The 24,828-nt window shown below is 49.9% G+C and carries 21 protein-coding genes; 14 read left to right on the forward strand and 7 right to left on the reverse strand.

Annotated features, from left to right (window positions below; all coding sequences use genetic code 11):
* Positions 1-35: 35 nt before the first annotated feature.
* The 3 genes from SD10_RS15880 to SD10_RS15890 all read right to left on the reverse strand — a co-directional run bounded on the left by SD10_RS15880 (position 36) and on the right by SD10_RS15890 (position 3,337).
* Complete coding sequence (locus tag SD10_RS15880; protein WP_046579626.1) at positions 36-1,148, reverse strand: esterase; 1,113 nt, start codon at positions 1,146-1,148, stop codon at positions 36-38.
* A 137-nt stretch (positions 1,149-1,285) separates the two neighbouring features.
* Entirely contained in the window at positions 1,286-2,473 is a 1,188-nt protein-coding gene (locus SD10_RS15885) for an esterase (RefSeq protein WP_046574977.1), read from the reverse strand.
* 129 nt (positions 2,474-2,602) lie between these two features.
* Positions 2,603-3,337, reverse strand: a complete 735-nt coding sequence (locus SD10_RS15890) for an N-acetylmuramoyl-L-alanine amidase family protein (protein ID WP_316933115.1) — start codon at positions 3,335-3,337, stop codon at positions 2,603-2,605.
* Positions 3,338-4,131: 794 nt separating this feature from the next.
* Between SD10_RS15890 and SD10_RS15895 the strand changes: the two genes are divergently transcribed.
* The 10 genes from SD10_RS15895 to SD10_RS15940 all read left to right on the forward strand — a co-directional run bounded on the left by SD10_RS15895 (position 4,132) and on the right by SD10_RS15940 (position 16,630).
* On the forward strand, positions 4,132-5,160 hold the full coding sequence (locus SD10_RS15895) for a sugar kinase (RefSeq protein ID WP_046574979.1): 1,029 nt from the start codon (positions 4,132-4,134) through the stop codon (positions 5,158-5,160).
* Between the two features lie 6 nt (positions 5,161-5,166).
* Positions 5,167-5,835, forward strand: a complete 669-nt coding sequence (locus tag SD10_RS15900) for a beta/alpha barrel domain-containing protein (RefSeq protein ID WP_046574981.1) — start codon at positions 5,167-5,169, stop codon at positions 5,833-5,835.
* Complete coding sequence (locus SD10_RS15905; RefSeq protein WP_046574982.1) at positions 5,832-7,151, forward strand: MFS transporter; 1,320 nt, start codon at positions 5,832-5,834, stop codon at positions 7,149-7,151. The genes SD10_RS15900 and SD10_RS15905 overlap by 4 nt, the downstream gene beginning before the upstream one ends.
* Positions 7,152-7,563: 412 nt before the next feature.
* On the forward strand, positions 7,564-8,265 hold the full coding sequence (locus tag SD10_RS15910) for an NUDIX hydrolase (protein WP_046574983.1): 702 nt from the start codon (positions 7,564-7,566) through the stop codon (positions 8,263-8,265).
* Between the two features lie 152 nt (positions 8,266-8,417).
* Entirely contained in the window at positions 8,418-10,052 is a 1,635-nt protein-coding gene (locus SD10_RS15915) for a ribulokinase (protein WP_046574984.1), read from the forward strand.
* A 222-nt stretch (positions 10,053-10,274) separates the two neighbouring features.
* Positions 10,275-11,765, forward strand: a complete 1,491-nt coding sequence (araA, locus tag SD10_RS15920) for an L-arabinose isomerase (RefSeq protein ID WP_046574985.1) — start codon at positions 10,275-10,277, stop codon at positions 11,763-11,765.
* Positions 11,766-12,031: 266 nt separating this feature from the next.
* Positions 12,032-13,576, forward strand: a complete 1,545-nt coding sequence (locus SD10_RS15925) for an alpha-N-arabinofuranosidase (protein WP_046574986.1) — start codon at positions 12,032-12,034, stop codon at positions 13,574-13,576.
* A gap of 112 nt (positions 13,577-13,688) precedes the next feature.
* Entirely contained in the window at positions 13,689-14,387 is a 699-nt protein-coding gene (locus tag SD10_RS15930) for an L-ribulose-5-phosphate 4-epimerase (RefSeq protein WP_046574988.1), read from the forward strand.
* Positions 14,388-14,550: 163 nt separating this feature from the next.
* Positions 14,551-15,714: an aldose epimerase family protein gene (locus SD10_RS15935; RefSeq protein ID WP_046574990.1), complete on the forward strand. Its 1,164-nt coding sequence runs from the start codon at positions 14,551-14,553 to the stop codon at positions 15,712-15,714.
* A 106-nt stretch (positions 15,715-15,820) separates the two neighbouring features.
* Positions 15,821-16,630: a class I SAM-dependent methyltransferase gene (locus SD10_RS15940; protein WP_046574992.1), complete on the forward strand. Its 810-nt coding sequence runs from the start codon at positions 15,821-15,823 to the stop codon at positions 16,628-16,630.
* Positions 16,631-16,667: 37 nt separating this feature from the next.
* Here the strand turns inward: SD10_RS15940 and SD10_RS15945 are convergent, their stop codons facing one another.
* Together SD10_RS15945 and SD10_RS15955 are read right to left on the reverse strand one after the other, a co-directional pair.
* A complete protein-coding gene (locus SD10_RS15945; RefSeq protein WP_046574993.1) occupies positions 16,668-17,990 on the reverse strand; it encodes a DUF4249 domain-containing protein in 1,323 nt (440 codons plus the stop codon).
* A 938-nt stretch (positions 17,991-18,928) separates the two neighbouring features.
* A complete protein-coding gene (locus SD10_RS15955) occupies positions 18,929-19,327 on the reverse strand; it encodes a T9SS type A sorting domain-containing protein (protein WP_046574994.1) in 399 nt (132 codons plus the stop codon).
* A gap of 368 nt (positions 19,328-19,695) precedes the next feature.
* On the opposite strand from SD10_RS15955, the gene SD10_RS15960 reads away from it, so the two are divergent.
* The 4 genes from SD10_RS15960 (at position 19,696) to SD10_RS15975 (ending at position 22,677) form a co-directional block, all read left to right on the forward strand.
* Positions 19,696-19,941 (forward strand): hypothetical protein, encoded by a 246-nt coding sequence (locus SD10_RS15960; protein WP_046574995.1) that lies wholly within the window; start codon positions 19,696-19,698, stop codon positions 19,939-19,941.
* An 82-nt stretch (positions 19,942-20,023) separates the two neighbouring features.
* Complete coding sequence (locus tag SD10_RS15965) at positions 20,024-20,536, forward strand: hypothetical protein (RefSeq protein ID WP_148562461.1); 513 nt, start codon at positions 20,024-20,026, stop codon at positions 20,534-20,536.
* Between the two features lie 383 nt (positions 20,537-20,919).
* The gene (locus tag SD10_RS15970) at positions 20,920-22,143 is read left to right on the forward strand and encodes a glycosyltransferase family 9 protein (protein WP_046574999.1); all 1,224 of its coding nucleotides are present in this window, start codon (positions 20,920-20,922) and stop codon (positions 22,141-22,143) included.
* Positions 22,144-22,401: 258 nt separating this feature from the next.
* On the forward strand, positions 22,402-22,677 hold the full coding sequence (locus SD10_RS15975) for a hypothetical protein (protein ID WP_046575001.1): 276 nt from the start codon (positions 22,402-22,404) through the stop codon (positions 22,675-22,677).
* Between the two features lie 52 nt (positions 22,678-22,729).
* Here SD10_RS15975 and SD10_RS15980 read toward each other — a convergent pair whose 3' ends face one another.
* Both SD10_RS15980 and SD10_RS15985 read right to left on the reverse strand, forming a co-directional pair.
* Positions 22,730-23,602: a PfkB family carbohydrate kinase gene (locus tag SD10_RS15980; RefSeq protein ID WP_046575003.1), complete on the reverse strand. Its 873-nt coding sequence runs from the start codon at positions 23,600-23,602 to the stop codon at positions 22,730-22,732.
* 579 nt (positions 23,603-24,181) lie between these two features.
* Entirely contained in the window at positions 24,182-24,541 is a 360-nt protein-coding gene (locus SD10_RS15985; RefSeq protein ID WP_046575005.1) for a T9SS type A sorting domain-containing protein, read from the reverse strand.
* Between the last annotated feature and the right edge of the window lie 287 nt (positions 24,542-24,828).

Genomic DNA, 24,828 nt, shown 5'->3' on the forward strand with positions numbered 1-24,828 from the left:
ATGAATCGCTTCTTCAAAGCTGTGATAAGGTTGTCTTACTTAAATAACTGGGGAACATACTCATTGAGGTACTGCCGCCAGTTGATCCAGGTATGGCCGCCAGTGGTTTCTTTATACTGGTACTTGATCTTGTGCTTGTCGAGGAGCGCCAGCGTTTTCTTGTTGGCATCCATCACAAAATCATCTTTCCCAATCTCTACCCAAAACAGTTTCTTGTTTTTGTTGAACGAAGCGTCGTTCAGAGCTTTGCTATATTTAGTCTCCGCTTCGTCGATCGACGGGCCAAAAAAGCCTGAGCTGAACACGCCAACGTAATTGAATAAGTCGGGACGGGTCAGGCTCACGTCCAGTGTCTGAAATCCACCCATCGACAACCCGGCCAGCGCCCGGTTTTCCCGATTTGGCAACGTGCGATACGTCTTCTCGACATAGGGCATGACGTCTTTTAGGAATTCATTGGCAAACATATCGCGCATGGTACTCAATCCCTGCATGGGGTTGGCCTGTCCCGTTGCGGGTGGCATCGGCATGCTGCCATTGGGCATCACCACGATCATGGGTTTAGCCTGTCCGGCGGCCAGTAAATTATCCAGGATAAAGCCAGCCCGGCCAACGGTGTTCCAGCCCGAATCATCGTCGCCTGCCCCGTGCAGCAAATAGAAGACTGGGTATTTTCCATTTCCCTGCTCGTAGCCAGGTGGTGTATAGACGTGCATTCGGCGCATCATATTCAGCGAACCCGACGAGTACCAGACCTCTCTGACCTGGCCATGGGGCACAGCCCGGTTGTCCTCGAAAGCAGTTTCGGCACCGGGCACGGCCATCACATTTTCCAAACTGCTGATACCCTGCTTGATGACCGGATTCTTCGGATCCATCGTCCGTACGCCATCAACCATCAAGGTGTAGGTGTAATAATCCGGACGAAGTGGGCCGAGTACCGTCGACCAGACACCCTGCTCATTTTTGACGAGACTAATGGGTTTGTAAGTCGACGAGAAATCGCCCCCGACGGTTACCTCCGTAGCTTTAGGGGCATAGATCTGAATAGCCACCCGATTATCGGCCATTACTTTAGGCGACTTCAGCGTGTCATTAGGCGTGGGTGTCCGCTGCGGCATTTGGGCCATAGCGCCCGACAGAGCCATGGATGCGCCTAGAGCGAGCCCGAAGCCACGAATGCCGGATTTGAGAATTGGGTTGAGTGTTTTCATGAAAAAAAATAAGGATTAAGGAATTGAACTGTAGCGATGGCGCAAGGCTCCAGCCTTGCGCCATCGACGAACTACTTGTTACGCCATAGATTTGGCAGGAGCCTGTAATACAGTAGATGACGCCAGGTACCCCAGTCATGAGCACCCTCGCCCCCGACGTAATAATCATGCCTGATGTTATGCTTCTGAAGAGCTTCGTGCAGAGCAACGGCCCGTTTGCCAATCGTTTCTACTTCGCCCGTCCCCTGCCCGACCAATAAATAATCGACTTTCTGATTCGCTTTGGGATCATTCAGAAAGGTAGCGCTTACGGTTTCGGTTTCCAGGTCGCCGGCACTCAAAATGGCAAACGAGCTAAACATGTCCAGATTCGTGAGGCCGACCAACTGGGTGTGCCGTCCACCCATCGACAAGCCCGCCAATGCACGGCCGGTGCGGTCGGCCCGGGTACTGTAGGTTTTGTCCATAAAAGGTACGATCTGTTTTTTCAGCTCATCTTCCAGCAGCCTGAACGTCTTTTCGGTATGCGCCGGATCACTGCGATGAACGACCTGATTGTTGGGCATCGCAATCAGCATAGGCACCATTTTACCCTCGGCCAGGAGGTTATCTGCAATGAAATTGGCCCGCCCGTCGAGGCTCCAGCCAGAAGCCAGTTCACCGCTGCCGCCCATTAGGTAAAGGACGGGGTATTTCTTTTTGGATGAATAGCCGGGGGGCGTATAGACGTACATTTCCCGTTCGCCATTCAGCACATCCGAATGATAAATGTGGCACGTTACGGCTCCATGGGGCACCGCTTTGGCATCATAATAAGCCGGACCGTCGCCCTGAACAACCACGTTACTGTAGCCCGGCTGGTCGTTAAAACCCGTGAGGGTATTGTTCGGGTCAACGACCTGTACGCCATCGATCACGAATTTATACACATAAATATCCGGTTTGATGGGCCCTACGGTCAATGACCAAAGGCCATCGGCATTTTTTTGAAAGGGTATTGGATCTTTGGCGTTCAGGGCCAGTAATAGCGGTCCTCCCGTCAGCATCACCTGCTTTGCCTCAGGAGCCTTGAGCCGAAAGGTGATTGTGTGATCGTCGTGCACATCGGGCGAGATAACATTCGCGCCAAACGGCAGTAGGTTCTGTGTGTTTTTCTGAGGATTCCAATCCAGATTGACGTGCGCCTGCTGGGCCTGCACCCAGTGATTACCCGCTAGCAATAACGCCGTAAGCAGGCAGTTTACCCGATTTATAGCCATCCTTCTTTCTTTGTGTCAAAAGTACACAAGGTTCTGATACATACAGACGGCTCACCTAAAAAACTGTAAATTTTTCAGGACTATTTATCACCATTTAATGCTATACGATACGACGGAAAAGACACGTGATTATTTCTTGTAATCAACCAGCATGCCCTGACACAGCCAGTTAGCCAGCGCCTGGCGATTCTCGGCCAGTAGAAACCGCCGTTGGTCCAGTTGATTCTGAATGTTGCCCAGTTCAATAAAAACGGTTGGAGGCTGGCTATTTCTGATCACGTACAAGCTCCCACGGCTACTAACCCGGCCCATGTAAGGCCGCGCTGGTCGATAGCGCTTGTAGTTTGCCTGAAACATCCGATGAATGTGCCGGGCCAACCTCAACCCAACTTTACTCTGGGGATGATGATAGAAAAAAACGTCAATCTTTTCGCCTTTGCTTCGGCTGTCGACATGAATGGTTACAAATCGCTGGTAACGTTCTTTGTGATTGGCAAATTGCCGATTCACCGCCGTCGTTGTTTGCCGCAGCCGAGTCGTTTGATCGAGGGGAATAGCCTGATTCGGGTAAGCCCGTTCATCGTAGTCGATGGGCAGCACGGCCCCATCCCGAATTCCATCATTCCGGTCCTGCACAATCATGTAGACCGTTGCGCCATGCTGAATGAGTACTCTGGCCAGTCGGATCGTGACATCATACGCATACTCATCCTCGGGCAGGCGCTGGGACCCATACTTTCCAATAGCCCCCGGATCGGGCCCACCATGACCGGAAGCCAGGTAGTAAACGGCTCCCTTAAGCTGATCATCCAATATGGGTATTGTCGCGTATCGACGGCCCATAATGGCCAGCGTTTTGCTCACTGTCCGCACCGCAGTTTTTGTTACTAACCTGGTACGTGTAGATCGTGCTGCAGAGTGGCTTCTGTTTGCAGCATGCACTACGCGTCGCGTTTTTGCGGGAACTATGTGCCTTCTAGCCGACTTTTTGGAACGGGATTTACGAACCGTTGTCTTTTGATGCAGGGGTTTCGTGCTGCTTCGTTTAACAGGGCCTGCTTTCGAGTTGAACCAAGCGACGGGTGTGTTGACCGGAAGAACGCCTGCATCGCTCGGGAAGGCAGGACCGAACAAAAGCAGATAAACGATGAAAGAGGCTACTAGATGCAATGGGCTGGTCTGACTAATGGGTCGTCGTTACGATAAAAATGGTGGTCTCGTCCCCGGATCTACACACAGGACAAAAAATCTTTATTGGTAAAATACAAAAAGCAAGTTGCAAAAATAGGCCAGTTCAGCAGAATTAGCCAGTAGATAACAGATGCATACGATAAGTATTTAGTGGAAATACGCCAGTCGGCAACGTTCCCGATAACGTTTGCGTGAAAAAATAAAGTGTATTGCTTCACTTTAACAAATAGCCTGCTTACACTTATAAGAGGTAGCCCGAGCTGGATACGTGTCGGGTAAATTGCCGTTTCCATGAAAAAGACAATTAGCTGCTCTGCTCCTTCCAGTTGCGTACTATACTGATCCAGTCTGGTAGTTTTTAGGGGTAAAATGGGTATGAAACAGGCAACAACTACTCTTTGCTGTATGAAATTAGAGAATCGGCTCAGTAGCTTATAACTGGCTCGCTCATTGCCTCATCACTGTATATGACCAAAATTTCCTGCTTCGGCGAATTATTAATACGATTTTCACCCAGTGCCAATGGTGAATGGATTCGACAGGGAGCGATGCCCGTCTTTGTGGGTGGAGCCGAATTGAACGTGGCCACAGCCCTGGCCAACTGGGGCCTTCCGGTTAAATACAGTACCGCTTTGCCGGAAAATGCATTAGCCGATGACATCATCGGGTATGTAAAAAGCAAAGGCATCGACACGTCGGGTATCCTTCGATTCGGACAACGGGTAGGCAGTTATTATCTCCCGCAGGGGACCGACCTCAAACACGCGGGCGTTATTTATGACCGCGCCCATTCGTCGTTCTGCGAACTTTCACCTGGCAACGTTGACTGGGACGAGGTGCTCACCGATACCTCATGGCTACACGTGAGCGCCATTAGTCCGGCTCTGGGCGCTGATGTGGCTGCGGCCTGCCGGGAGCTGATGGCGACAGCCTCGGCAAAAGGAATTACCGTTTCGATTGATCTGAACCACCGGGCACGGCTCTGGCAATACGGCATGGCCCCGACCGACATCATGCCCGGTTTGCTGGAGCACTGTGATGTTGTCATGGGAAATATATGGGCCGCCAACGCCCTGCTGGGTATTCCGGTCGATGAACAGATTCATGCCAAGGGGCAACAGTCCGACTATGTTGCCCACGCTCAGGTCACTTCCGAGGCCATCCAGAAGCAGTTCCCTCGCTGCAAAGTGGTGGCCAACACCTTCCGATTCGATACGCCCCCGGCAGGCCTGCGTTATTATACAACCCTGTTCACCGAAGGACAACAATTTGTATCCTCCGAATTACTGACCGATTCGGTCATTGACCGGGTAGGCAGTGGCGATTGCTTCATGGCCGGCCTGATTTATGGCCTGTATCATCAGCATCCACCTCAGCAAGTCGTCACATTTGCGGCAGAAGCTGCCTTTGGTAAATTGCAGGAATTAGGGGACGCTACAAGGCAAACCATTACCGACATCACCAACCGAATTTACGCATTAACTCCCTTATCCTAACGCTTTATGTCAGCATTCACTCCCGATAAGATCCTTGATCTGGTCATTAATCACCCAATTGTACCGGTATTTTACCATCCCGACGGGGCTCATGCCCAGGCTATTGTTCAGGCCTGCTACGATGGTGGTTTACGAGTGTTTGAGTTTACGAACCGGGGCGAAAAAGCCCTGTCTGTTTTTACGGATTTAATCCCGTATGTCCGCCAGCACTGCCCCGACATGGCCATGGGTATCGGGACAATCCTGACGCCCGAAGACGCTGAACGGTTTCTGGATGTAGGCGCTGACTTTGTGGTGCAACCGGTTACCACCGCTGCCGTCGGCGACGTTTGTCGGGCTCGGGGTGTCTCCTGGATGCCAGCCGGTTCGACCCTAAACGAGATTTATCAGGCAACACAATTGGGTGCCGATCTCGTCAAAGTGTTTCCGGGCAATGTTGTCGGACCTGATTTCATTAAAGCAATCAAAGGGCCAATGCCTGGTCTGAAACTAATGGTAACGGGTGGCGTAGAGCCCACCATCGACAGCCTGTCAGCCTGGTTTCGGTCGGGTGTTACGGCCGTTGGGATTGGCTCTCAACTATTTTCCGGTCAGGGGTTATCGCCCGATGCTCTGCGTGATCGGGTTGCCTCTTTGGTTCAGCTTGTGGCCACCTTTGTTCCTAAGTCAGCATGAGCAAGCCCCCTGGGAATTACCGCTGGACCATCGTCGCGCTTCTCTTTTTTGCAACAACCATCAACTACCTCGACCGGCAAGTGGTCGGGTTGCTAAAACCTACCTTAGAGAAAGAGTTTGCCTGGTCGGAGCTGGATTATAGCCGCATTGTGCAGGTTTTTTCGGCTGCTTATGCCGTTGGACTGCTCGTCTTTGGTCGCTTCATCGACCGTATTGGCACCAAAATGGGCTACTCCATCGCCATTATTTTCTGGAGTCTGGCGGCAATGGGCCACGCCCTGGCAACCAGTACCCTTGGCTTTATTTTTGCCCGAATTGGGCTGGGCTTAGGCGAAGCGGGCAACTTTCCGGCGGCCATCAAAACGGTAGCCGAGTGGTTCCCGAAAAAAGAACGGGCGCTGGCAACGGGTATTTTCAACTCGGGCGCTAATATAGGCGCGGTCGTGGCCCCTATTCTCGTCCCCTGGATTTTAGGGATCTACGGCTGGCAGATGGCTTTCATTGTGACGGGAGCCGTCGGGTTTATCTGGCTGGTGATTTGGTACATCACCTACGAGATACCCGCTAAACAGGCCAAACTGTCCAAAGCTGAGTTCGACTACATACACAGCGACAACGAAACCACGCCCGACGAGATTGCCGATCACGGGAAGCCTGTTTCCTGGGGCCAATTGCTGAGTGTTCGCCAGACGTGGGCCTTTGTTTTTGGCAAAATGCTCACCGACCCCATCTGGTGGTTTTTTCTGTTCTGGCTACAGGATTATTTCTCGACCACCTTCCACCTCGATACCAAGAAACCGAACTTGTATCTGGCGGTACTCTACACGCTGGTCAGCATCGGGAGCATTGGCGGTGGCTACCTCTCGTCGGCCCTGATCAGCCGGGGATGGAGCGTGTGGAAAGCCCGCAAAACGTCTATGCTCATTTTTGCATTGCTGGTCATTCCGGTTATCGCCGTGCGCTTTGGCCCCGATATCTGGACGACGGTAGCCCTGATTGGCCTGGCGGGTGCCGCCCACCAGGCCTGGAGCGCCAACATCTTTACGACGGCTTCCGACATGTTTCCCAAACGGGCCGTTAGTTCCGTAGTGGGTATTGGAAGTATGGCGGGATCAGTTGGCGGCATTATCTTCCCCGAAATAGTCGGGCGGATTCTGGATAGTTACAAACAGGCGGGTGATGTTCAAAGTGGGTACGGCATCATTTTTCTGATGTGCGGATCAGCTTATTTGTTAGCCTGGCTGGTTATGCACCTGCTGGCCCCAAAAATGCAGCCCGTAACGCTGGGACAACCCGAATCGGAGCCCGTAGCGTAATTGACTGGGCTGGCGTTCAACGGCTAAAAACGCACATACTTTTTTGACTGCTGATGATTTATACAAAAACCAACTTGCCAGTCTGATTTCGTACTACTTCTTTACTCTATAGCGGTATAGCGGTTGAAATTGTTCGGTTTCACTATGGGGTTAGTTTTAAGAAGCTGGCACCACCTTGAGCTCGTCCGGGGGCTGTGCGGACACAGCCCCCGGAAAAGACAGAATCAAGCTGTATAACCGCACTGGAAAAATGACATACCGGGCAACGATCTGATTAATTTCCGATGGATTACGTCAGTAGGTTTTCAGAATAAACTATTTATAGCTATTTAGCAGGTTCATAACCCTGACCTATCCATTGCGTTTATTCGACATAATGGGCCAGTCGCTAGCTCTTCTTCAGCAACCGCTAATGATCCACTACACACATCCCAATCGAATCCTGATTGCCCTGGACTGCATCATTTTCGGGTACGATGGCGAACAACTGAAATTATTGCTCATTAAGCGCAACATGGAACCCGAGCAGGGCCGCTGGTCACTGATGGGTGGTTTTTTACACGAAAAAGAAGACCTTGAAGCCGCTGCCCAACGCATTTTATACGACCTCACAGGCCTGACCAATACTTATCTCGAACAGTTGCAAACGTTTGGTGCCGTGGCCCGCGATCCGGTTGAACGAACTATTTCGGTTGTTTACTACTCCCTGGTCAACATTCAGGATCAAGACATCAACGCAATCCGGGCGCACAATGCCTCCTGGGTCAATCTTGAGGAGAAACCAAATCTGATTTTCGACCATGACACGATGGTTGAGCAGGCACTTCGCCGACTACGGTACAAAGCTGCTCTACATGCCATCGGCTTTGAACTCCTGCCCGAAAAGTTTACCATCCCACAGCTTCAAAAATTGTATGAGGCCATCTATACCCGACAACTTGATCGCCGGAATTTCAGCCGAAAAATACTATCTACGGATCTGTTGATTGGTACGGGCGAGAAGGACACGACCTCGGTCACCAAGAAAGGGCAGCTGTATCGGCTGAACACGACGAAGTATCAGGAATACCTGACCGATTACGTCAGCTTTTTCCCAGAACTGACACTTTCCTAAGGGCTTAGGAAAATAATCACGTTTTCTCATGGAAATAGCCAAAGAATGTACTAGTATTGTGTCAGTTAAACACCATTCTAAAAGAACTCTTTTCCGATTTAACGACATGAGCTGACCCGACTGTTTATCAGCGTCATGAATCGAATCTAGCAATGAACGACTCATATGTTATTGGGGTGGATTTTGGCAGCGATTCCGTTAGGGCATTGGTTGTCAACGCCCAAACCGGCGAAACAATTGGTACGCACGTACATGAATACTCCCGCTGGAAACAGGGTTTGTATTGTGATCCGGCCCGTTCTCAGTTTCGGCAGCACCCCCTCGATTACCTGGAAGGACTGACCGAAACGATTAATGGGGCTTTAGCGGGCGTTACCGACGAGATTCGAAAACAGGTGGTCGGCATATCGATCGACACAACCGGCTCAACACCTGGCCCGGTGGATGAAACCGGTTTGCCGTTAGCCCTTCGCCCCGATTTTTCCGAGAATCCAAATGGTATGTTCATTCTGTGGAAAGACCATACTGCCAACGCCGAAGCGGAAGAACTCAATAATCTGGCGCATCACTGGGATGTCGACTATACCAAATACGTAGGCGGCATTTATTCGTCGGAGTGGTTTTGGGCCAAAATTCTGCGTACGCTGCGGGTCGATGAAGCCGTTCGGCAACACGCTTTCTCGTGGGTTGAACACTGCGACTGGATATCGGCCGTACTCACAGGGAATACTAACCCGCTTACCATACGCAGGTCACGCTGCGCAGCTGGCCATAAGGCACTCTGGCATAGCGAGTTCGATGGCTTACCATCCGACGAATTTCTAACCAGACTCGACCCGCTACTCAGTGGGCTGCGGGAGCATTTATTTACGGATACATACACGTCGGATCTGCCAATAGGCAACCTCTCGGCTGAATGGGCGGAAAAACTGGGGCTTTCAACGGATGTCGTGGTGGGCGTGGGCGCCTTCGATGCGCACATGGGCGCCATTGGTGCCGAGATTGAACCTTATGCATTTGTGCGGATCATCGGCACGTCAACCTGTGACATTCTGATGGCGCCTAATGAAGAAATCGGGCACCGACTGATTCGGGGTATTTGTGGACAGGTCGATGGCTCGGTAGCACCGGGCATGCTGGGCCTGGAAGCAGGTCAATCGGCCTTCGGCGATTTGTACGCCTGGTTTGCCGGCCTGATTACGGGGCCCGTCCGCGAGTTGTTGGGTACCGAAGCAGCCGATACCCTGAGTCGTCAGCTTATTCCTCATCTATCGGCGCAGGCGGCTAAATTACCGGTTACGCCGACGGATGTTATTGCGCTGGACTGGATCAATGGTCGTCGGACACCCGACGCGAACCACACGCTTAAAGCAGCCATTTCGGGATTGAATCTGGGTACCGATGCGGCAAAGGTCTTCAAGGCTCTCGTGGAAGCGACTGCCTTCGGTTCGCGCAGCATCGTTGACCGGTTTATCGAGGAAGGTGTCCCAATCAAAAAAGTCATTGCGATTGGCGGAGTTGCCAAAAAATCGGCTTTCGTTATGCAAACCCTCGCCGATGTACTGAATAAGCCCATTCAGGTCGCTAGTGCCGACCAGGCCTGTGCGCTGGGCGCAGCCATGTGTGCATCCGTAGCGGCAGGTGTCCACCCAACGATGGAAGCGGCCCAACAGGCCATGGGTTCCGGCTTCGACGCCGAATACCATCCCCGGCCTGAACACGTTGCCACCTACGAAACACTTTATCAAAAATACCTGGCGCTGGGTGCGTTCGTAGAAGGGCGCTGATTATTGATAGTACGTTGAGTGATGTTCGTTTCTCAAAATTGACAAGCGAGGTTTTAAAAATCGTACACGTCCTTTCTATTTATTTGACCAGAGTAACCGCAGAAATAGTGGCCTTTTTTCATTCTGGCCGGGTTTAACCTGGCGAGAATGAAAAAAACGGCACTTATTTATCGCCAATCAATTAGACCGGTCGACACCACATAAAACACAACATTATTTATAATGCTTAATCTGAAAGAGTTCGAAATTTGGTTCGTTACGGGGAGCCAGCATTTATACGGCGAAGAGACGTTGCGGCAGGTAGCGGACCATTCGCAAATCATTGCGCAATCGTTCGACAAGTCGCCGACTATTCCGGTACGTGTTGTTTATAAGCCAGTAGTTAAAACGCCGGATGAGATTTATGCTATCTGCCAGGAGGCTAATGTAGCGCCTAATTGTGTGGGAATCATCACCTGGATGCATACCTTCTCGCCCGCTAAAATGTGGATTCGGGGACTATCCGTATTAAAAAAGCCACTCCTCCACCTACATACCCAATTTAACCGCGACATTCCCTGGAGTTCGATTGACATGGACTTCATGAACCTCAACCAGTCGGCCCACGGCGACCGGGAGTTTGGGTTTATTATGTCCAGAATGCGCCTGAACCGTAAAATTGTTGTTGGCTATTGGGAGCAGGAAGATGTACTGGCCAAAATAGCCGATTGGTGTCGCGTGTCGGTAGCGGCCTACGAGCTTAAAACCATGAAAGTGGTCCGCTTTGGCGATAACATGCGGCAGGTGGCCGTTACGGAAGGCGACAAAGTTGCGGCTGAAATAACCTTCGGCCTATCCGTCAACACGCACGGCATTGGCGATCTGGTGGCGGTGATCAATCAAATAACGGACAGCGAGATTGACCAGTTGGTAACTGAATATGCCGATACGTACACGCTGATGAACAGCCTGCTGAAAGGCGGGGCACAGCATGGTTCACTTCGGGATGCGGCAAAAATTGAACTGGGCTTACGAGCCTTTATGAAAGACGGCAATTTCTCCGCATTCACGGACACGTTCGAAGACCTCCACGGCATGGCTCAACTACCCGGCATTGCGGCTCAGCGGCTGATGGCCGATGGGTATGGCTTTGCGGGTGAAGGCGACTGGAAAACCTCGGCCATGGTTCGCACGCTAAAAGTGATGGCGGCCGGTCTCAGCGGTGGTAATTCGTTCATGGAAGACTACACGTATCATTTTGATCCGGCTAATCCGCTGGTGTTAGGGTCGCACATGCTTGAAATATGTCCGTCCATTGCCGCCGACAAACCCACCTGTGAAATTCACCCGCTGGGTATTGGCGGCAAAGCTGACCCCGTTCGGCTAGTGTTCAACGCACCAGCAGGTCCAGCCATCAACGTGTCGTTGATCGATATGGGCAACCGTTTTCGGTTGCTTGTCAATGAAGTCGAAGCGATTGATGTACCGGAAGCGCTCCCCAAATTACCCGTCGCCCGGGCCATCTGGAAACCCATGCCCGACATGCAGACCGGCTGTGCAGCCTGGATTCTGGCCGGGGGTGCTCACCACACGGTATATAGCCAAAACCTCACGACGGATCATATCGAAGACTTCGCCGATATCTTTGGTGTCGAGCTGGTCGTCATTGATCGGAATACCAACCTCCGCCAGCTAAAAAACGAGTTACGCTGGAGCGAAAGTTACTATCGTTAAAGAGCGAAAATCATTCGGTCCATGGTCTGTATCCTCACGGACCACTCGTTGCGGCCAGCCACATTTACCTGCCGGATGGGTGGTTCGTGAGGACTCGGACCATGGAGACAGTGATAGTGCGAACGTCCGCATCGGCGACCCGGCTCGTTCGTGCTGATTACTCTTCGGCCTCTGGCCGATTGTCCATTACTTAGTTCCGGCCAGAGGCCGGAGAATAATTAGCACGAACGAAGGCGTTCGCGCTATCATTTACCAGAAGATTTCCTATGAAAAAACCACTCCTTACCCTGGCCCTTGCCTGTTTCACACTCGGCGCATCGGCGCAAAACAAAGTGTCAATTAATGCCGGTGACGGTAAAACGGTCATCAGCAAACACATCTATGGCCACTTCGCTGAACATCTGGGGCGAAGTATTTATGATGGCTTTTATGTAGGTGAAAGCAACACGAAGATCCCGAACAAAAACGGGGTTCGACTTGATGTTGTCAACGCCCTGAAGAAACTCAAAATTCCAAATCTCCGCTGGCCAGGGGGCTGTTTTGCCGATACATACCATTGGAAAGATGGCATCGGGCCGAAAGCGAAACGGCCCAAGATCGTTAATACCTGGTGGGGTGGCGTTACGGAAGATAACAGCTTTGGTACCCACGACTTCCTGAATATGTGCGAGTTGCTGGGGACTGAACCCTATCTGGCAGGAAACGTGGGGAGTGGAACCGTACAGGAATTATCGGAATGGGTCCAGTATGTCAACTTCGAGAAGAACAGCCCCATGTCGAATCTGCGTCAGCAAAACGGCCGACAAATACCCTGGAATGTCAAATATTGGGGAGTCGCCAACGAAGCCTGGGGCTGCGGGGGCAACATGAAACCAGATTTTTATGCTAACCTGTATCGCCAGTACAGCACCTTTATGAATAACAAGGTGGGCAATGGCAAAATCTTCCGGATTGCATCGGGTGCCAGCGACAGCGATTACAACTGGACAGAAACGCTAATGAAGAATATTCCTTCGTCGCTGATGGAAGGGCTGGCGATGCACCATTATTCGGTGCTCTCGTGGGGTGAGGGCAAGAAGGGGTCTGCCACCCAGTTTTCGGACGAAGAATATTTCAAAACGATGCAGCAGGCACTGCTGATGGACGAACTGATCGAGAAGCACTCGGCCGTTATGGACAAGTACGATCCGGAGAAAAAGATTGCGCTTATTGTCGATGAATGGGGCGGTTGGTACAACGTTGAGCCGGGCACTAATCCGGGCTTTTTGTACCAGCAAAACACCATGCGGGATGCCGTACTGGCCGGAGCAACGCTCAATATTTTCCACAAACATGCCGAACGGGTTCGTATGGCGAATCTGGCGCAGGCCATCAACGTGTTGCAGGCGGTTATCCTGACCAAAGGCGACAAGATATTGCTGACTCCCACCTATCACGTTCTGGAAATGTACAACGTGCATCAGGATGCAACCTTATTGCCGGTGACGGTCAAGTCCGACGATTTTACGTTTGGGAAAGATAAGCTTCCTGCCGTTTCCGTTTCGGCATCCCGCGACAAGGCCGGTAAAGTTCACGTGTCGCTCGTTAACATTGACCCGACAAAACCACAGGAAATCTCGGTAGACCTGAATGACCAGAAAGCGGCCGGCGTTGTGGGACGCATCCTGACTTCAGCTAATGTGCACGATCACAACACGTTTGATAATTTAACGAAAATAAAGCCGACAGCCTTTACGGGAGCCAAACTTAATGGCAGCCAACTGACAGTAACACTGCCCCCGGTATCCGTAGTTGTCCTTGAACTTCAATAGGTTAAGAAAAGAACGAATGAGTGAAAAATCGGAGCCACGCACCCGCCCCACATCGGTGATTCGATTCCACTCTTTCACTCATTCGCTCTTTCATTCTTACACTCTTTACTGTATGTACACATCCCTAAAAGAAGAATGTTACGAAGCCAACATGCAACTCCCCAAACTGGGGCTGGTGCTGTTTACGTTTGGCAACGTTAGCGCGGTTGACCGGGATCGGGCAGTGTTTGCTATTAAGCCCAGCGGAGTGCCGTATGAGAAGCTTACAGTCGACGACATTGTGATCTGTGATTACGAGGGCAAAGTGGTCGAAGGGCAGTTACGGCCATCTTCCGATACGAAAACCCATGCGCTGCTCTATAAAACCTGGAACACCATCGGCGGCATTGCGCATACGCACAGCACACATGCCGTTGCCTGGGCACAGGCCGGAATGGATATTCCCATTTTTGGAACGACCCACGCCGATCACACGCACCAGGATATTCCGTGCGCCCCGGCCCTCACCGACGAGATGATTCAGGGCGATTATGAACACGAAACGGGCCACCAGATTTTTAACTGCTTCGCGGAGAAAGGACTGGTGAATACTGAAATGGAAATGGTTCTCCTGCAAAATCACGGGCCCTTTACCTGGGGTAAATCCGCCGAAAAAGCGGTGTACAACTCGGCGGTTCTGGAAGAGCTGGCTCGAATGGCCTACCTCACGCTCCAGATCAACCCGAATACACCCCGGATCAAGGACACGCTCCGGCTTAAACACTACGAACGGAAACACGGAAAAAACGCCTACTATGGACAGGGTTGCTAACCTGTATAGTATGAATACCCGCAACGATTCTTTACGTAGAGAAATGTCCTACAGTTAGAACTGTCCAGGGATTCGCTGGTTAAAACAGAGACTAAAAAATCACTGCGTATCTCTTTTACTCCAACGTATCACGCTGGCACAATCCTTAAACCCTTACTAGTTCATGAAGTTTCTGCCTCAACTCTTATCGCTGGCCCTGTTAACAAGTTGTTTAACTATGACCTCCTGCTCCTCCAAAAAAGAAAATCAAGCCGACGAGAAAAAGCCGGGTATCGAGAAAGCGATCTACGGTAAACTACCCGATGGTCGGGAGGCTGATCTATATACCCTGACCAATGCGTCGGGCATGACGGCCCAGATAACCAATTACGGTGGGATTATTGTCGGTCTGAAAACACCTGACAAAAACGGCAAATTTGAAGACGTTACGCTGGGGCTCGACTCGTTATCCTCTTACGTAAAAAACAACCCGTTTTTTGGCGCGCTGGTCGGTCGATATGGCAACCGGATTGCCAAAGGAAAATTTACGCTCGAAGGAAAGACGTATACCCTGTTCATCAACAACATGGGCAACCATCTGCACGGTGGTAAAGTAGGTTTTGATAAAGTACTCTGGACAGCCACGCCGGTTGAAGGCGACGAACCTGCGCTCAAATTGGCCTACACCGCTAAAGATGGTGAAGAAGGTTACCCCGGCAATCTGGCGGTTGAAGTCACGTATACCTTGCAGAAAGATAACGCGCTCAAGATTGACTATAAAGCGACCACCGACAAGCCAACAGTCGTTAACCTGACCAATCACACGTATTTTAACCTGACGGGTGGTGCCAAACGCGATGTGCTCGAGCATGTTGTCACCCTCAACGCCGACAAGTTTATTGCCGTCGACAAAACCCTGATTCCAACGGGCGAACTGAAACCGGTGGCTGGTACTCCATTCGACTTCCTGAAGCCAACGGTGGTGGGTACCCGCATCAATGATTCAACCGACACCCAGATTAAATACGGCGGTGGCTATGACCACGGTTGGGTTCTGAACGGCCCGGCCGACTCTTTGAAACTGGCGGCAACGGTTTACGAACCCACCAGCGGGCGCGTTATGGAAGTTCGCACCACCGAACCGGCTGTGCAGTTCTATACGGGCAATTTCCTGACCGGGACTGTAGTGGGTCGGGAAGGATTCGCCTACAAGAAACGCTACGCGCTCTGTCTGGAAACCGAACACTACCCCGATTCGCCTAATCATCCGGCCTTCCCAACGACCGAATTGAAGCCGGGCCAAACGTACAAGACCACGACTATTTATCAATTCTCGACAAAAAAATAAAAACAAAACTTTATTCACCACATTGGCGGTCCGATGTGGTGAATAAAGTTTTGCTATTTGTAAGTTCAGGTCGCGCTAGCGCGACCTATTTTTATGTCCCTCCCTTATGGCTGATCAATCCATCACAGACCGGGCGAAGATGCCGGTTGCCTACAACCCCGTTCTGGAACGCAGAACCGTCGAGAACGCGAACCGCAATTTGCTCACCTATTTGCGGCCCGGTCTAAGCGTGCTCGATGTAGGTTGCGGGTCAGGCGCTATTACGCGGAGCATCGCTGAAAAGACCGGCCCCACAGGCTATGTGCTGGGTATCGACCCTAGTCCTACCCTGATTGAGCAGGCAACGCAGCAGGCGCATACACTGCCCGGCCTGTCTTTTCAGCAAGCCGACGTGTATTCGTTCGACACGACAGAGCGCTTTGATCTGGTTACCTGCGCCCGGACGCTCCAATGGCTGGCCCAGCCCAAAGCAGCCCTCCTCACTATGAAGCGGCTTGTCAAACCAGGTGGCTATCTGGCTATACTTGACTTCAATCACGAAAAGATTACCTGGACACCCGAGCCGCCCCAGGCGATGAGACTCTTTTACGACGCGTTTTTACGCTGGCGGCAGGATGCGGGTTTCGATAATGCCATTGCGGACAATCTTAAGGAACTGATGTACGATGTCGGTTTCCCAACCGTGCAGGTGAGCGAACAGTTTGAACGGACGCAAAAGAGCGAATCTGATTTTAGTGTAGTTAGCCGTCTATGGTCGGAAGTAGCCGAGTTACGGGGTCCTCAATTGGTGGAGTCCGGGTATATTACAGAAAGCCAGCGCCAGCTAGCCATCACTGAGTATGACTACTGGATTGCAACCACCGGCGAATCGATGACGGTCTATTTATTAGCCGTTGAAGCGCAGCACCCTGTGTAAGGTAGGGTTACCGCCTTGCCTGTGTGTTATGAGGCAACTATTCTCTCCAGCCTTCTGGTTTGAAAGGCGTTTGCCGGTCGCTTTGCAGGCAGGGAGCCAGGGGTGGCCGGTCGGCGTTGGGCCATAAGCGAACCTTAGCTTTGACACGCTCATTTAGGTAGGGAGGAGACGGTTCCAGATTAGGCTGACGTTCGTTTAATGCATAAAATAGCCCATCCCGACTTGGCCCGTAGCTTCCTTTCACCAGCGTATCAATAGGACTTGTCGATCCATAGGACAGGCCTTTGGCATCTTTTCGATCAAGCCAGTAATGAACCTGTGAAACCCCGGAAGCCGAAAAATAACCCACCACGCTGACTTGAGGCTTATCGACCTGATGCACGTTACCGCCTAAAGCCGTAGGCGGACTGTCTGCCAACCCACCCGCCTGCTGAGTCTGCTCCTGAAAGAGTTTGTAATAGCGGTAAGCATCCGGAGTAAGGGAAAGCTGGCGTACATCCACTAAGCCTGGACCTGGATCATAAAACGGAATCTGGGCCACGCGTTGCTGGCTAATCAGGCTTCCATTGGTGAATTTATCGTCAAATACAACAAGATCGTACCCATACAAAATCTGCCAGCACGGCGTTCGACAGCCATAATCATAAATCCAGTCCTCTTTAGGAACATCAGGCGCTTCTTCACCAGCCTTACCCGCTGGGGGACTAAAACAATCTTCATATAGTTCCGTACCCGTTACAAAGTAGTCTCTTGCTCTATACACATTTGGGAGAACTTTGTATTGAGTGTATACGCCTTGTCGACAGCTATGACACCAATACTGGCGTTGCCAGAGTTTCCATTCCCAGCGGTAATAATTATGCTGATCTGCTGGGTCCTGACTCTCAATAAAGATGTCATGAGCGGCTGTGTAGCCTTTGAGTTGCTGCGGAGATAAGCTGGTAGGGTTAAATTGAGCACTCACTTTATTAATCGGTGAGACGGCGGGTAGCACTTGCTGGGTAGATACATAAGCGGTTCCGTTGGGTAGTGTAAAGCGAAGTTGATAAGCATGGCCAACTTGCCCTCTAAAATCAGCCGGTAGCTGATAGTTACCATCTGTCGTTTCATGACAGGTGACTACCTGAACAGAATCCACAACCACTTCCACACTTGCTTTGGTTAGGGGGCTCGTACTAAACTGGCCCGTTAACCGATCGGCCTGTGCCTGGCTGAGCTTAATGATTTGAGCCTCAGGTAGGTTGGTGATCGTACCTTCTACAACCAAGAGGTCTTTTGTGCCGGTTAGCGTCAATTCTTCCGGGTCAACACAGGCCAGAGCCAATAGGCCAATGCCAATCAATAAAGCAATCGAACGCATATGTGGAATTTGTACATGTTATGAACAAATCGTAAAACCACTTAGCAACTCTATTCTACTTTTATCATCGTTTCATAACCAGCTGTTTCTATAATTCCTTCACTGTCAATAAAATTTGTAGCCTAACCTACGCAGACTGTGCTAAACGAATACAGATGCTGCCTCAAGCATCCGGCTAAATTGACTGGTCAATTTGGAAGAGATTCATTTTACCCAGATTAGAGATTAGCCTGTGAGGACTGGCGAACGTTGCGATGTGAAGTAACCGGTTAGTCTGTTTGTCGCAACACATTTCGACGTAAAAATCATTAAATCGGTAAAGATGGTGAACGCAATGGTTATCGGTCCATTTAGTTAGGTGTACTCCCCATAAAAACAAAGCTCCTTGTTTAATCAGCAAGGGTTTCAGGTCATAGGCTTCACGTGTAATATACATTGATTGGGGTTTAGCATAAACGGCCCATTGGGCCATAGATGAAAGAAAATAAGCGATAAACCAGTGTGTTTTTGGCTGGATGCCAGCCTCAGCTATAAACTAGTAAGGTGTAATAAAATCGGTCGATCAGGCCAGCTTGTACACGAGCAAGAATCACAAAAAATGTTTCGTTAGTAAATGGTTAGTTGACAAACTAACTTCCTGTGTGGTCAGTATCCTAAAGTTGACCAAAGATAAAATGCGTATATCACAATTAAATTACTGATTATCAGATATATAAAAATGAAGAAAAACAGAGAAAACAAATATATGAAATAACCATCCTTCAGCCGAAACATTATTTATTCGATTTTCTATAGCCTCTGCCCCGTTTATGTGTTTTTAGTAGCCTTTCCTATCTGGCCTAAGTATCGATTAGCGTATATCCGACTCTTGTTTCAACAAAAAGGGCGGCCACTCTCTCGAATGGCTGCCCTTTGCTGACTTAGGTTAATTCCTGGCTTTAGTTGATAGCCACCAGGCGGCTGGGCGCACTGGGCTGGTTGGTCGATAACGTCACCGAGTGGGTCGTCGTATCAACTCCATTACTAACCCGAACCTGATAAGCTCCGTCGGGCAGATCACTCAATGTCAGCCGAAGGCGGGCTATCGTTTCTTTCTTGGCCACCCGTTGAGCGAACAGTACTTTGCCGTCTGCATTCACCAGTTGGATGTCGACCGCACCCGTCGCTTCTTTATCCACGGCAATCTGAAGTTTACCTTCTGCGGTGGTGTACATACCCGTTTTGTAGCTGGCCACCGTGGCTGGGCGTCCGCCGGGATTGGTGTTGGCCAATGAAACCGAAAAAGTAGCCAGGGTTAAGGTAAAAGCAATGACGAGGGGATTGATGAGGGCTTTCATGATGTATGTGTTTTTATGATTTATTTTCCGTTTTGGATAGGTCAAAGGTCGGCAGCTTAGCGGCCAGGGGCTGTCACAAATGAGTCAATCGCTGACACTTTTGAGAATAGGTGCCTCAACAAGCCTGGCCAATCCCGTATTGCAAATCACCATGCGCAGTCATCTATTATTTAACTGGCTTCCTATACCCGTTCAATCGACAAAACTCAATTGCATTAGATAAACTTAATCTTATATTTAAACTACTAATTAGTACCTTATAGGACATTAATGTATTAATTCGTTTGTTTGCATGGTGTGGCTGGCAAATAAATTGCTTTTATTGATTAGTCTAATTACTCGTTACCATTCACTAGCCCTACCTTTTTATGCGACAGTCACTGCTACTATTCAGTCTGTTTACGGCAGCCCTACTTGGCTTAGCTCTCTTCTATGTCACCTTCCTTGATTGCGTCCACGACTACCAAACGGGCATGTTCGCTAGCCAGCCTACAAAAACGGGGCTGGAAACAGTTGGTCTGCTCGTTTATTCCTGGCTGGGTCTAAAATTTCTTAAATGGCGACTTTTGCATCAGCGTAGCCCAATTAATAAGGCCGATCATTTCGATGATTAAGTAGCTTTTGAATATATCTACACGCCTGTTAGCTAGGCCACTTGACCAATTCACCCATCCATTACCTTACCTGCTTCAGCGAATGAGACACGTCTCCTGTTTGTCAATCCACTACCGGCTAACCCTCCTTTTGCTGCTTCTTTGGCCTGCGGTGAAGGCACAGCCCGTTGCTTTTGAGGGCGCCAATACCATTGTTATTACCACCGATTTAGCCGATAAGGAAGCTTACCTAACGATCAGTCAGGTATTGACGGAACAAAACATGCCCATCGAGGTTGCCAGCACTTGTTTACGCATACGTGTCCCTCTCAAATCAGTTCAGTACTCCACTTCAGCAGAGCCTATACTGATCGGCCAGTTGTCGGTTCATGCTGGCCTGGTCAAATTAACCGGTATCGTACAGGAGGCCCCATCCGGCAGGAATAATACCGGGCTGGCTTCCTCAAAAGTTATTCCGGCATCGTACCAAAAAGAAAGAAGCAAATCAACGCTCCCCCGGCTGGGCTTTCTTTACCTGAGCGACTTAGCTAAAAAGCTTCATCCTGCCCTACATGGTGTTATAAGCTACAAGGTTCAACCCGAACCGATGGACTAAGAACCCGTGAACCGACATCGCGGAGATGTACGTAAACTCCGTTGCTGTAGTATCAACCATCGCTGGCTCTTTAATCCTTTTACTAAATCCTTAGCAACCAGGCCACGAGGAGTTGTGATCAAACTGTCATTATGTGGTCGTATTCCGGTGGTTATTATAATCAGGTCACTGAGCAGTCCAACTCCCATTGGTTTAATCATTTTTTCATAGTTACCAATAGATCAAGTAGGTATACCAGTTTGCAGGCTTTTAAAGGCAATAGGGGGTTGTATTTAGAATAACAAAGCTACGGCCATTGCAGTTAGGTTACTGTATCTCTGTTAGATGTAACTCCTGATCAGACAGATATTGACTCCGCTCACTGCTGAAAACCCTGTAAGTACATGCCTGGTAAAGTCCGAAAATATTGTGCACCCCGCCGTATTGCTTATCCCTTACAATTCCTAGATCTATTTGTGGACCTGTATGCACGGGGACGGACACCTTCTGGTCTTGAAACTTACGACACAACCCGGCCAGACAGTCCCTCTATCTTATTAATGACGGCGGGTCATTTAGGTGATGCTCTCGTTTTGTCGTATACGTTTCCACTCATTCGGCAGCGTTATCCAAATGCTCAGATTGATATACTGGCAGGTAGTTGGTGTGACCCAGTTTGGCGTCATAATCCCTATGTCCGGCGCGTCATTCACCTCAATCACGCTTCTACCAACCGGAGTTCGCTCTCCAGGATGGAAAAATGGCAGGCATTTTTTGGGTCAACCCGTTCAGCCATCAAGTCTCTGGCAGATACGGTGTATGACTATTCGGTTGATATTCGCTACTCCGATTCGCCTATGCATTTTATCCTGCCGTTTCTGAAGGTCAAACGCAGAATCGGCTTCGGCTCGCGCGGAATGGGTGGACTGTTGGATGACGAGTTTTTCCTGCCCGATCAGGAAACGAATAATTTTGATTTGCTACTCATGCTGCTCAAGCCCATGGGTGTTGAAGGCGAGCTTCGAACCGTTAAACCCTATTTTTTTCATCCAGTCCAATCACCTCATCAACTCTGGAGTAAGCTAGGGCAACGGGTTCCGGAAAGCAAAACCATTTTGATTTGCCCAGAATCGGGCAGCCCCGTTCGCATGTTATCGGTTGATTACTGGTGTCAGCTCGCCACCCGGCTTTTACAGGAAAGTCCGTATGGATTGGTGTTTAGCGGCCAGCGTGAATTCACCACAGCGCTGTACGAACGTGTCAGACAGGAAAACCCAACCGCTACAGAGCGGCTCTATTCGGTCGTTGGGCAGTTGACGCTTGAGGACCTGATCAGTTTAAGTGAACAGGCATTGGCCGCTTTTACGCTCGATTCACTACCGATGCACTTATGCTGTTTAGGCTGCCCAACGGTCTCGTTTCAGAAAAATGGGATGGGAATTCAATTCTTTCCGATAGGAAGCCACCCAACCCTGGTGATCCACAACCACGACCAAAGCCGTATGCTGAAGCTTGATCGACCCGAATCAACCAGTGACTATGTGACGGTGTTTGATGATACAGTTCTGGATCGGGCTATGCAGTGGTTCCGGATGATCGAGAAACAATCCCAGGCAAAGGTAGAATAACTACCTAATGGTAAGCTACGTTTTACTTACTAACCAGAAAGTATAGACCTTACCGGTAACCCAACCTGGCAGGCCGACCGGCCGAGCAAATTACTCGTCAACGTTTAGCTTACTTACGCATTTTTACGACGAAGAGTAGCCTTTAACTACCTAATCAGGGCATTCCGCCAACACAAAAGGCGATTCCGCTTAGTTCATTTGGCTGGCTAGCCTGAGACGTTTAAGTTAGCCGACTCATAGGCTAATTAGGCAGACCGGATGGTATACAGTCGGCAAGTGTGCTTCGAAGGGCCCCCGCCTTCCATTCCAGACATCATCGAACGAGTTCGTCAGCGCACCGGCATCAAAGCTAACTACTTAGCCAGCAAGTGGCTGTTAGCAAATCCGCTTGACTCAAACGACGTGTTTAGTTTATATGCAGAGGGAGAGTGCTGCCTCTTGCTGATCAATGAAGGAACCGAGACGGAACTTTTACGGGCAACACTCTATACGTTACTCGAGCTGGGAGGCTATTACCAGGATTGGTACGAGTAACTACTTTTGCGGCTTAACCGCTTCTCAACAACTACCGTATATATTCGTCAGACTATACTTCCTGGTTTAAAAGAGATGAAATGAAAGCCGGAGAGCCAGAAAAAGGACCCGATGAACTGATTTTCGCTGCCGCCAGGACGGAACCAAAGTCACCGGCCTCTTCGATCGAACTGCCTTGCAGACGTCGCCAAAGGTAGCCAGCCATGTAGGTATCGCCACAACCCGTTGCGTCGACAACCGCCGATGGCTGTGCCGCCAGAATCGGATAAAACGTACCATCCCGATAAATAAGCGACCCCTTGCTGCCAAGCGTTATGATTACTTCCCGTACGCCCAGATCAGCTAAATACCGGGCACCTTCGTGGGCGTCCGTTTGACCCGTAAGCACGTTCATCTCAAACTCATTTGCTTTCAGCGTATGCACGAAAGGGAGCACTTTCTTTTTATCAGCCCAGTCCTGGTAAACAACTTTCTTCTGCCTGACATGCCTCAGATATCCTTGCACATCCAACGAAATAAGGCTCTTTTTCGCTAATTTCTCAATCAGCTTTGTCGGTATATCGTCGTACAACAACGGACCTAGGTGAACTACTTTCGCGTCGATTGGGGGTATGTTAGCGACCCGGAACGGTAACGCTTTCTGCTCGACTCGCTGGTCTCGATGGTCCTGATCCTCACTATAGATGTTTTCAAAATAAACCGTATGCGGACTTGGTAAGGCATCGACCTCAACGCCTTCCGCTCGTAAATCGTCAACAAATTGACGCTCCTCGAAGGATAAGGCCGTTACCAGTTTATACTTTAAACCCGAATGAAGCAGGGACTTGGCCATGTAAATAGATGTACCGCCCGGCTTGAACGCCACCGATTGTGGCGTAACTATTTTATCCAGCGATATATGGCCTATGATACAGATATCGAGCATAGTGTAGGTGATCGAAATGGTAGCAGCTAGTAGCTAACCAAGGCAACATATGAATGTGACGACCACTTTCTGCCTGCATTTCCACGATTTAGCGACACTGGAAAAGCAACTAGACTCATACGTCTGTCTTCGTCAGACACAACCGAAAATTTATAACACGACCCTGTTAAGCCTATTGTTTCTGCGCTTAGCGACTTTCTAATCGACATTCCGCTGAGTACAGACTGGCTCCCAAAGCCTCCATGTTTCATTGTCCAACGGTCGCTTTCTTGTTGGCAATTAACTCCATTGAGGCCTGATGCCTATCGGTTTGTTTTCGATTTGATCGAAAGGCACCGCTCCAGCATAACAAGTGAACTTCTTGGGGTCGGTAAAATTTTAAACCGCTACGGCGGCCCATTCGTTCGTTGTGCTAATTACTTTTAAACAGGGAATGTTAGGTAACGAAGCCCTATCTGAAGAAGGTGACGGGTTTTCTACATCTGAACCAGTACGGTTAGCGGCTACAGGCAACGTATATCTGGCTAGGTTACAACGCCATAGATGAGTCATTAACGTTGTAACATAGCCATACGATTCTTATTCCTGAACGACAAAGCTCTCGTTTGGATTAACCTGTACAACGAATGTTTTAGTGAGGGCCTGGGACCCTGCCACCAGCGTCAACTGATAGGTACCCGTGCCTAGACTTGAAACATCAAACTGCTGGCTCAGCCCTTTTTGAAGGTTTACGGTTTCAGTATAGACGGATTGACCGTTGGCATCCCGGATCGCCAGTTGGCCTTTCGTTGGAATGGGTTGAACATACAATTTGATTTTATGCTCGGGGGTCATTACCAGTCGGGTCTGAGCGGCTGCAGGTTTACTGGGCTCATTGGTTGTTGCAAATGATGCAGTACTGGCTACCAGACCGAGCATCAGAATAAATACTTTTTTCATGGCTGTTTTTGTTTAAATCGTTTTTATAGTTCGCCGTTGCGACGGTTCGCCGTTGCGACGGTTCGCCGTTGCGATAGGACAAAGTTGACATGAGATGGTCAGGCCAGAAAATGAAAGGCGATGAGTGCTTGAATTAAGGCGACGAGCACCTGTTTTCAGCGGACGAACGACCAACTTACCATTGATAATCAATCACTTAAACAAATAATCAGCCCCGATTAATTAAGGATTCCGACACGGTTAAAAGCATTTCCTGACTTCATTTATCATCCTACTGTCAGGCAGCT

Source organism: Spirosoma radiotolerans (genome assembly GCF_000974425.1).
Taxonomy (GTDB): domain Bacteria; phylum Bacteroidota; class Bacteroidia; order Cytophagales; family Spirosomataceae; genus Spirosoma; species Spirosoma radiotolerans.